Annotated in this window: 7 protein-coding genes and 1 pseudogene; 5 read left to right on the forward strand and 3 right to left on the reverse strand. The window is 68.2% G+C overall.

Features of this window, described 5'->3' with window-relative positions; all coding sequences use genetic code 11:
• The first annotated feature begins 92 nt into the window (after positions 1-92).
• The 4 genes from AAIL68_RS14635 to der all read left to right on the forward strand — a co-directional run bounded on the left by AAIL68_RS14635 (position 93) and on the right by der (position 4,337).
• The gene (locus AAIL68_RS14635; protein ID WP_347140486.1) at positions 93-692 is read left to right on the forward strand and encodes a superoxide dismutase; all 600 of its coding nucleotides are present in this window, start codon (positions 93-95) and stop codon (positions 690-692) included.
• Positions 693-821: 129 nt separating this feature from the next.
• Positions 822-1,490, forward strand: coding sequence for a hypothetical protein (locus tag AAIL68_RS14640; protein WP_347140487.1), 669 nt, complete (start codon positions 822-824; stop codon positions 1,488-1,490).
• Positions 1,491-1,530: 40 nt separating this feature from the next.
• Entirely contained in the window at positions 1,531-2,856 is a 1,326-nt protein-coding gene (locus AAIL68_RS14645; RefSeq protein WP_347140488.1) for a PQQ-binding-like beta-propeller repeat protein, read from the forward strand.
• Positions 2,853-4,337 carry a ribosome biogenesis GTPase Der gene (der, locus tag AAIL68_RS14650; protein ID WP_347140489.1) on the forward strand — a complete coding sequence of 495 codons (1,485 nt, stop codon included), beginning with the start codon at positions 2,853-2,855 and terminating at the stop codon, positions 4,335-4,337. Before AAIL68_RS14645 ends, der begins: the two co-directional genes overlap by 4 nt.
• A 231-nt stretch (positions 4,338-4,568) precedes the next feature.
• On the opposite strand, the gene AAIL68_RS14655 is transcribed toward der, so the two are convergent.
• The 3 genes from AAIL68_RS14655 to AAIL68_RS14665 all read right to left on the reverse strand — a co-directional run bounded on the left by AAIL68_RS14655 (position 4,569) and on the right by AAIL68_RS14665 (position 7,315).
• On the reverse strand, positions 4,569-5,306 hold the full coding sequence (locus AAIL68_RS14655; protein WP_347140490.1) for a hypothetical protein: 738 nt from the start codon (positions 5,304-5,306) through the stop codon (positions 4,569-4,571).
• Between the two features lie 83 nt (positions 5,307-5,389).
• Positions 5,390-6,682, reverse strand: coding sequence for a serine--tRNA ligase (gene serS / locus AAIL68_RS14660; RefSeq protein WP_347140491.1), 1,293 nt, complete (start codon positions 6,680-6,682; stop codon positions 5,390-5,392).
• A 219-nt stretch (positions 6,683-6,901) separates the two neighbouring features.
• Positions 6,902-7,315 (reverse strand): SoxS protein, encoded by a 414-nt coding sequence (locus AAIL68_RS14665; RefSeq protein ID WP_347140492.1) that lies wholly within the window; start codon positions 7,313-7,315, stop codon positions 6,902-6,904.
• Here AAIL68_RS14665 and AAIL68_RS14670 point away from each other — a divergent pair.
• Positions 7,314-7,772, forward strand: a pseudogene (locus AAIL68_RS14670) (methylmalonyl Co-A mutase-associated GTPase MeaB); the annotation flags it as partial. The gene AAIL68_RS14665 and the pseudogene AAIL68_RS14670 sit on opposite strands and share 2 nt — an antisense overlap.

Here is a 7,772-nt window from a genome sequence, read left to right on the forward strand (position 1 = left end):
CAGGAACCCGCCCCGAACCCCTTGCGTTGATCCCGCGAATGCGGGACTGTGCGCCCCAACCAAGCTCCAAACCCCTCAAGAAAGGACAGAAAATGGCTTTCACGCTTCCCGATCTTCCCTATGCGCATGACGCACTGGCCGAAGGCGGCATGTCCAGGGAAACACTGGAATACCACCACGACAAGCACCACAAGGCCTATGTGGACAAGCTGAACGAGCTGGTCGCAGGCACCGAATGGGACGGCAAGTCGCTGGAGGAGATCGTCAAGGGCACCTACCAGAAGGGCGCGGTGGCGCAGAACGGCATCTTCAACAATGCCAGCCAGCACTGGAACCACGCGCAGTTCTGGGAAATGATGACGCCGAAGCCGGGCGCGATGCCGTCGGAACTGGAACGGGCCATCACCGAATCCTTCGGCTCGGTCGATGACTTCAAGAAGAAGTTCACCGAAGGCGGCGTCGGCCAGTTCGGCTCGGGCTGGGTCTGGCTGGTCAAGAACGCGGGTGGCGGTCTGGAAGTCACCAAGACCGAGAACGGCGTGAACCCGCTCTGCCACGGCCAGACCGCGCTTCTGGGCTGCGACGTGTGGGAGCACAGCTATTACATCGACTTCCGCAACGCGCGTCCGAAATACCTGGAAAACTTCCTCAACAACCTGGTGAACTGGGAAAACGTCGCCTCGCGCATGTGATCCCCTTCGCATCACCGAAAGGCCCGGCGCTGATCCCGCCGGGCCTTTTTCGTTGCGCAAAGCGCGGCATTGGCTTTCCCCGCCATGCCGGTATAAGACAGGACGCAAGAAAAGCTGCGGAAGGCGGGCATGGCCAACCAGAACGACAATTTCATCGACGAGGTCTTCGACGACCTGCGCCGCGAACGCCTGTTCCGGCTGTTCCGCCGGTGGGGCTGGGTGGCAGGCCTTGTGATCCTGGGCATCGTCGCGGGCGTGATCTGGCGCGAATACAGCCAGTCGCGGGCCGAGGCCGAAGCGCGGGCTTGGGGCGATGCGATCCTGGCGGCCGAGGCCTCGGGCGATCCGGCGGCGATCATGCAGGTCGATCCGCAGGGCGCCGACGGGCGCCGCGTTCTGGCCGCGCTGCTGGCGGCGGCGGAATGGTCCGAAAAGAACGGCGACGAGGCTGCGGCCGAGGCTTTGCGCAATGTCGCGGGCGACCGGGCGGCTGGCACCGTCCTGCACGATCTGGCCGAATTGAAGCTGGTCATGCTGGAAGGCGACAGCTTGGATCCCGCGCAGCGCGACGAGATCCTGTCGCGCCTGTCGCGCACCGGCGCACCCTTCGAGCTGCTGGCCCTGGAACAGAAGGCCATCGCCCTGATCGGGGCGGGACGGGCTGACGACGCGGTCACCCTGATCCGCCAGATCCAGCAGAAGGACGGCCTGTCCCAGGCCTTGCGCCTGCGCCTGTCCGAGATGATGATCGCCCTGGGTGTCGAACCCGACACGGCACAGGATATGCCCGCCGGCTGACCCCGCGCAGGCCAATGAAAGACACGAGGGAGAGGCGAGGATGACCGCCACGCTGCGATTGACCCTAGTCCTGTCGACCGCGCTTGGCCTGGCGGCCTGCGGCGAACGGGACACGATCCTGCCGGGGCAGCGGCTTGATCCGCTGGCCGTGACCTCGCCCGACGGGCCCGCCGTCGAAGGCCCGGCGCCGGTGTCCTCGACCGCGCTGCGGCTGGCGGCGCCCGTGGGCAATGCCGAATGGACGCATCGCGCGGGCAATGCCGCGCACCAGCCGGGCCACCTGGCCCTGGGCGCGGGGACCGGCCGCATCTGGACCGCCAATATCGGGCAGGGCAGCGACAAGCGCCACCGCATCAGCGCCGACCCGGTGGTGGGTGGCGGCCTGGTCTTCACCCTGGACAGCCGCACGCGCGTCACCGCCACCACGACCGGCGGGGCCACGGCCTGGACCAGCGACATCGCCCCGGCGCTTGAAACCCGCGACAGCGTGTCGGGCGGGGGCATCGCCTACGAGGCCGGGCGCGTTTACGTCACCAGCGGCTTTGGCGAACTGGTGGCGCTTGACGCAGGTTCGGGCCGGGTGCTGTGGCGCCAGCGCGTCGATGCGCCGATCGGCGGCGCCCCGGCGGTGCAGAACGGCGTGGTCTATGTGCTGGGCCGCAACGACATCGGCTGGGCGGTGCGCGCGGCGGACGGCAAGGTGCTGTGGCAGACCTCGGGCACGCCCTCGACGGCGGGGGTGATGGGGGTTTCGGTCCCGGCGATCCAAAGGAATACGGTGGTCTTCCCCTTCGCATCCGGGCAGTTGCTGGCCGCCGACCGGGAAACCGGCGCGACGCTGTGGACCGCGCAGATCGGGGGCATGCGCATCGGCCGCGCCATCGCCAATATCCGCGACGTGACCGGCGATCCGGTGATCTCGGGCAACATGGTCTATGGCGGCACGTCATCAGGCCGCATCAACGCTGTCGAGATGGGCAGCGGGATCGAAGCCTGGTCGGCCAAGGATGGCGCCAACAGCCCGGTCGTCGTGGCGGGCGGGTCGGTCTTCGCCGTCAACGACCAGGCCGAGCTGATCCGCCTCGACGCCGCGACCGGCGGCGTGATCTGGCGCGTTCCCATGCCGTACTACACCACACAACGCGTCAAGAAGCAGGACCGCATCCATGCCCATTTCGGCCCGGTGCTTGCAGGCGGGCGGTTGTTCGTCACCTCCTCGGACGGGGTGATGCGCGTGTTCGACCCGAATTCCGGCAGCCTGGTGGGCCAGGCGCAAATCCCCGGCGGTGCCGCCGCCGCCCCCGCCGTTGCAGGCCAGACGATCTATGTCGTCTCGCGCAGCGGCCAGTTGCACGCATTCCGATGACATTCACACTCGCCATCGTGGGTCGGCCGAATGTCGGCAAATCGACTCTGTTCAACCGCCTTGTCGGCAAGAAGCTGGCCCTGGTCGATGACCAGCCGGGCGTCACCCGCGACCTGCGCGAAGGCGCGGCGCGCCTTGGCGACCTGCGTTTCGTCGTGATCGACAGCGCCGGCCTGGAAATGGCCGATGACGACAGCCTGCAGGGCCGGATGCGCCGCCTGACCGAACGGGCGGTCGATGAGGCCGACATCTGCCTGTTCGTGATCGACGCCCGCGTGGGCGTCACGGCGGCGGACGAATACTTCGCCGAGATCCTGCGCCGCCGCGCGAAACATGTGATCGTCGCCGCCAACAAGGCCGAGGGCCGGGCAGGCGAATCCGGCGCGATGGAAGCCTGGGCCCTGGGTCTGGGCGAGCCCTTGCGCATCAGCGCCGAGCATGGCGAGGGGATGGACGACCTCTATCGCGCCCTTCTGCCCTTGGCCGATCAGATCGAGGCGGAGCGCCCCGCCCCCGTCGCCGCCGAAACCGATGTGGACCTGTCCGACGAGGATGCGGAAACCGGCGAAGGGGCCGAGGATTGGCGTCCGTCCGCCGCGCGCCCGCTGCAACTGGCGGTGATCGGGCGACCCAATGCAGGCAAGTCCACCCTGATCAACAAGATCATCGGCGAAGACCGCCTGCTGACCGGACCCGAGGCCGGGATCACCCGCGATTCGATCAGCGTCAGCACAACCTTCATGGGCACGCCCATGCGGATCTTCGACACCGCCGGGATGCGCAAGCGCGCCAAGGTCATCGACAAGGTGGAAAAGCTGTCGGTCGCCGACGGCCTGCGCGCCGTCCGCTTTGCCGAGGTGGTGGTGGTTCTTCTGGATGTGGCGATCCCCTTCGAGCAGCAGGATCTGCGCATCGCCGATTTCGCGGAAACCGAGGGCCGGGCGGTCGTGGTGGCCGCGAACAAGTGGGATCTGGAGGATGACAAGCCCCAGAAGCTGAACGAGCTGCGCGCGAATTTCGAAAAGCTGCTGCCGCAGCTGAAGGGCGCGCCGCTGGTCACGGTCTCCGCGCGCACCGGCAAGGGGCTGGACCGGCTGCACGCCGCGATCCTGAAGGCGCATGAGGTCTGGAACCGCCGCGTCTCCACCGCGCGGCTGAACCGCTGGCTGGAGGCGATGACCGAAAGCCATCCGCCCCCCGCACCGGGCGGCCGCCGCATCCGGCTGCGCTACATGACGCAGGTGAAGACCCGGCCCCCGGCCTTCATCGTCAAGGCCACGCATACCGACAAGCTGCCCGAAAGCTATCAGCGCTATCTGGTAAACGGGTTGCGGCAGGACTTCGACATGCCCGGCACGCCGATCCGGCTGTTCTTCCGCGACCAGGGGGGCGAGAACCCCTACAAGGACAAGGCGAAGAAGATCAACCAGTCGGGCGCGCTGTCCAAGCACAAGAACCGGCAGAAGCCCAAGGAAGGGTAAACCTGTTCGTTTGGGCGGGATCAGGAAATGCATGCGTTTCCCCCGCCCGCGTGATCGGGTGCCATCAGAGACGGTGCCATCCCAAGCCCAGGGTAGGCCGGCACCCGACCCGGTAGGCGTGAAGCGCCCGCCGGCGGCGGGGCGGGCGCTGGCCGGGCTTTTGAAGCCCGGCGGCTTAGATGGCTATGGCACCGCGGGGCGAAGGCGATGGCCTTCGCCAGTCGGGCCGGTTCACGTCGCCGCGCGCACCAGCACGACGCCCATGCCCGATATGCCGATGATTGCGGCCAGGGCCACGCCGGGGCTGCTGGCCATGGTCGTCACGGCCACCGCGCAGAAGGCCCAGATCATCGCCAGCGAAAAGCCCAAGGATCCGTCCAGCCGTTCCTGCGCGACCATCCCGATCATCGCGCCGGGCAGGATAGCCAGGATTGCCGTCTGCGGGGTGGTCAGCGACAGGGGCGCGCCGATCAGGGTGGCCAGCGTCGCGGTGCCGAGCGCAAGGCTCCAGCCTGCCAGAAAGCCGGGGGCGGTGCGGTGCTGGCCGCGCGCGCGGATGGCGCCGGACAGGGCCGCCGTCAGCATCAGCAGTGCCCCAAGCGTGGCCAGGGGCTTGTGAACGCCCACCAGCCAGGGCCAGACCGCCCCCCCGACGAGGGCCAGGCTGAGCGGCAGCCAGGCCGGAGGAGAGCCCCGGTCCGACGGATCCAGATATTGGCCGATGGCGTCCGCCAGCAGCGTCAGCCACAGCGCGACCAGCAACACCCACATCAGCGGGTTCTGCGGCTGGACATACAGTTGCGGCAGGGTGGCGGTGGGAAGCACGCGGGCCAGATCCAGCGGCCCGTCGATCAGGGTCTGGGGCAGGATCGGCGCGGCAAGCTGGACGGCGGGGCGGCCCAGGGTTGCCAGCGTCGCGCCGCTGGCAACAAAGATTGTCACCGAACCCAGATAGAGGATCTCTGCCATGCGCGCCATGACTGCCAACGCGACAACCGACGGGCCAGTTTCGGGGCAAGGCGCGCCCCGAAGGCAGATTCACGCGCTTGTGGTCAGGCCAGGCTGCCGTCGGCGCCCAAGGTCGTGGCCCCGCCCAGATAGGGATGCAGCGCGGCGGGCAGCAGGACCGAGCCATCCGCCTGCTGGCCGTTCTCCAGCACCGCGATCAGGGTGCGGCCCACGGCCAGGCCCGACCCGTTCAGCGTATGGACGAATTCCGGCTTGCCGGTCTTGTCGGAGCGATAGCGCGCGTTCATCCGCCGCGCCTGGAAATCGCCGCAGTAACTCACGCTGCTGATTTCCCGATACTTGTCCTGGCCGGGCAGCCAGACCTCCAGGTCATGGGTGATGCGCGCGCCAAAGCCCATGTCGCCGGTGCACAGCACGATGGTGCGATAGGGCAGGTCCAGCGCCTCCAGCACGGCTTCGGCGCAGCGGGTCATGCGGTCGTGCTCAGTGACGCCGCTGTCGGCATCGGTGATCGAAACCATCTCGACCTTCTCGAACTGGTGCTGGCGCAGCATGCCGGTGGTGTCGCGGCCCGCGCTGCCGGCTTCGGACCGGAAGCATTGCGAATGGGCGACCATGCGGCGGGGCAGGGTGGAATGGTCCACCAGATCGCCGTGGACGGTATTGGTCAGCGTGACTTCCGAGGTGGGGATCAGCCAATAGCCCTCGCGGGTCAGATAGCTGTCCTCACCGAATTTCGGCAGTTGCCCGGTGCCGACCATCATGTTTTCCAGCACCAGGACCGGGGTCCAGGTTTCCTGAAGGTCATGGCGGGTCACATGCAGGTCCAGCATGAACTGCGCCAGCGCGCGGTGGATGCGCGCGACGCCGCCCTTCAGCACGACGAAGCGGCTGCCCGACAGCTTGGCGGCAGTCTCGAAATCCATCCCCGGACGCACGCCCGCGATCTCGAAATGCTCGACGGGGGTGAAGTCGAAGGCGCGCGGGTTGCCCCAGCGGCGCAGTTCCACGTTGTCGGCCTCATCGCGGCCGTCCGGCACGCTGTCCAGCGGCAAGTTCGGGATCTCCATCAGCAACTCGCGCAGGCGGCCGTCCAGAAGCGAGGCCTCGGCCTGCAGCTTCGCGATGTCGGTCTTCTTCTCGGCCACCAGCATGCGCAGGCGTTCGAATTCGGCGTCATCGCCGCGCGCCTTGGCGGCGCCGACCTCCTTGCTGGCGCGGTTCTGGTCGGCCTGGGCGGTCTCAGACGCGACGATCCGGGCGCGGCGGTCGGCGTCCAGCGACAGGATGCGATCCGACAGGGGGGCAAGCCCGCGGCGGGCCAGGGCCGCGTCGAAGGCGGCGGGGTTTTCCCGGATGGCACGGATGTCATGCATGATCGTCACCGTCGTCTGAAAGCACTGGCCGGTGACTAACCGATGCGGGGCCGGGGCGAAAGCCCGCTTAGGGCGGATCTCCATTCAGCAGATAGAGGAGCGGGGCGGGCGCTGGCCGGGCTTTTGAAGCCCGGCGCTTTTCGGGGCAACCTCATCGCGTGGCGAAGGCGATGGTCTTCGCCGGATCAAGGGCGGCGCAGGGATGAATGCCGATCCTCCCTAGCGCGCCCGGTCCAGCAACGCCGACAGCGCGGGCCAGAATTGCGCCGCCGTCATGTGGCCTTCCAGCCGCCCGACCTCGGCTCCGCCGTCCAGCAGGATGAAGGTCGGCGTGACAAAAGGGCGTCGCGCCAAGGCAAGGCCATCGGGGTAGGGGCCGTGGATATCCACACGCTCCAGCGGCGCGGCGCGGCCCTGTTCGGAGGCCGCATAGCCCGGCCCGATATTGCGGTCCCAAGCGGCGCAGTAAACGCAGCCCTCCTTCTCCACCATCAGCAGCCGCAGCGGTCCGGCGGCGGCAGGCAGGGCGGTCAGGATCAGGGCAAGGGCGGCAAGGACGCGGATCATGGCGGCATTATCGGTCTGCTGCGGCGGCTTGGCAATTGCCGCGCCGCCCCCTATCCCTTCCCTCATGGACGAGCTTCTTGAACCATTGGTTGCGCGCGACCGCCGCGCCCTGTCGCGGGCGATCACGCTGATCGAATCGACGCGGCCCGATCATCGTGCGCGGGCGGTCGCGCTGCTGGCCTGTCTGCCCGACCGGCAGGCGCTGCGCATCGGGCTGTCGGGCACCCCCGGCGTCGGCAAGTCCACCTTCATCGAGGCCTTCGGGACGATGCTGACCGAACAGGGCCTGCGCGTGGCGGTGCTGGCCGTCGATCCGTCCTCGGCCCGGTCGGGCGGGTCGATCCTGGGCGACAAGACGCGGATGGAGACGCTGTCCAGGAACCCGATGGCCTTCATCCGCCCCACGCCCTCGAATGCCCAGCTTGGCGGCGTGGCGCGCCGCACGCGCGAGGCGATCCGGCTCTGCGAGGCGGCGGGCTTCGATGTGGTGCTGATCGAGACGGTGGGCGTCGGCCAGTCCGAG

The organism is Paracoccus sp. SSK6 (assembly GCF_039770665.1).
Lineage (GTDB): Bacteria > Pseudomonadota > Alphaproteobacteria > Rhodobacterales > Rhodobacteraceae > Paracoccus.

What these genes read in the sequence shown, in the direction of transcription:
- AAIL68_RS14635 (WP_347140486.1), top strand. Translation starts at nt 93, where the DNA reads ATGGCTTTCACGCTTCCCGATCTTCCCTATGCGCATGACGCACTGGCC.
- AAIL68_RS14640 (WP_347140487.1), top strand. Translation starts at nt 822, where the DNA reads ATGGCCAACCAGAACGACAATTTCATCGACGAGGTCTTCGACGACCTG.
- AAIL68_RS14645 (WP_347140488.1), top strand. Translation starts at nt 1,531, where the DNA reads ATGACCGCCACGCTGCGATTGACCCTAGTCCTGTCGACCGCGCTTGGC.
- der (WP_347140489.1), top strand. Translation starts at nt 2,853, where the DNA reads ATGACATTCACACTCGCCATCGTGGGTCGGCCGAATGTCGGCAAATCG.
- AAIL68_RS14655 (WP_347140490.1), bottom strand. Translation starts at nt 5,306, where the DNA reads ATGGCAGAGATCCTCTATCTGGGTTCGGTGACAATCTTTGTTGCCAGC.
- serS (WP_347140491.1), bottom strand. Translation starts at nt 6,682, where the DNA reads ATGCATGACATCCGTGCCATCCGGGAAAACCCCGCCGCCTTCGACGCG.
- AAIL68_RS14665 (WP_347140492.1), bottom strand. Translation starts at nt 7,315, where the DNA reads ATGAGGGAAGGGATAGGGGGCGGCGCGGCAATTGCCAAGCCGCCGCAG.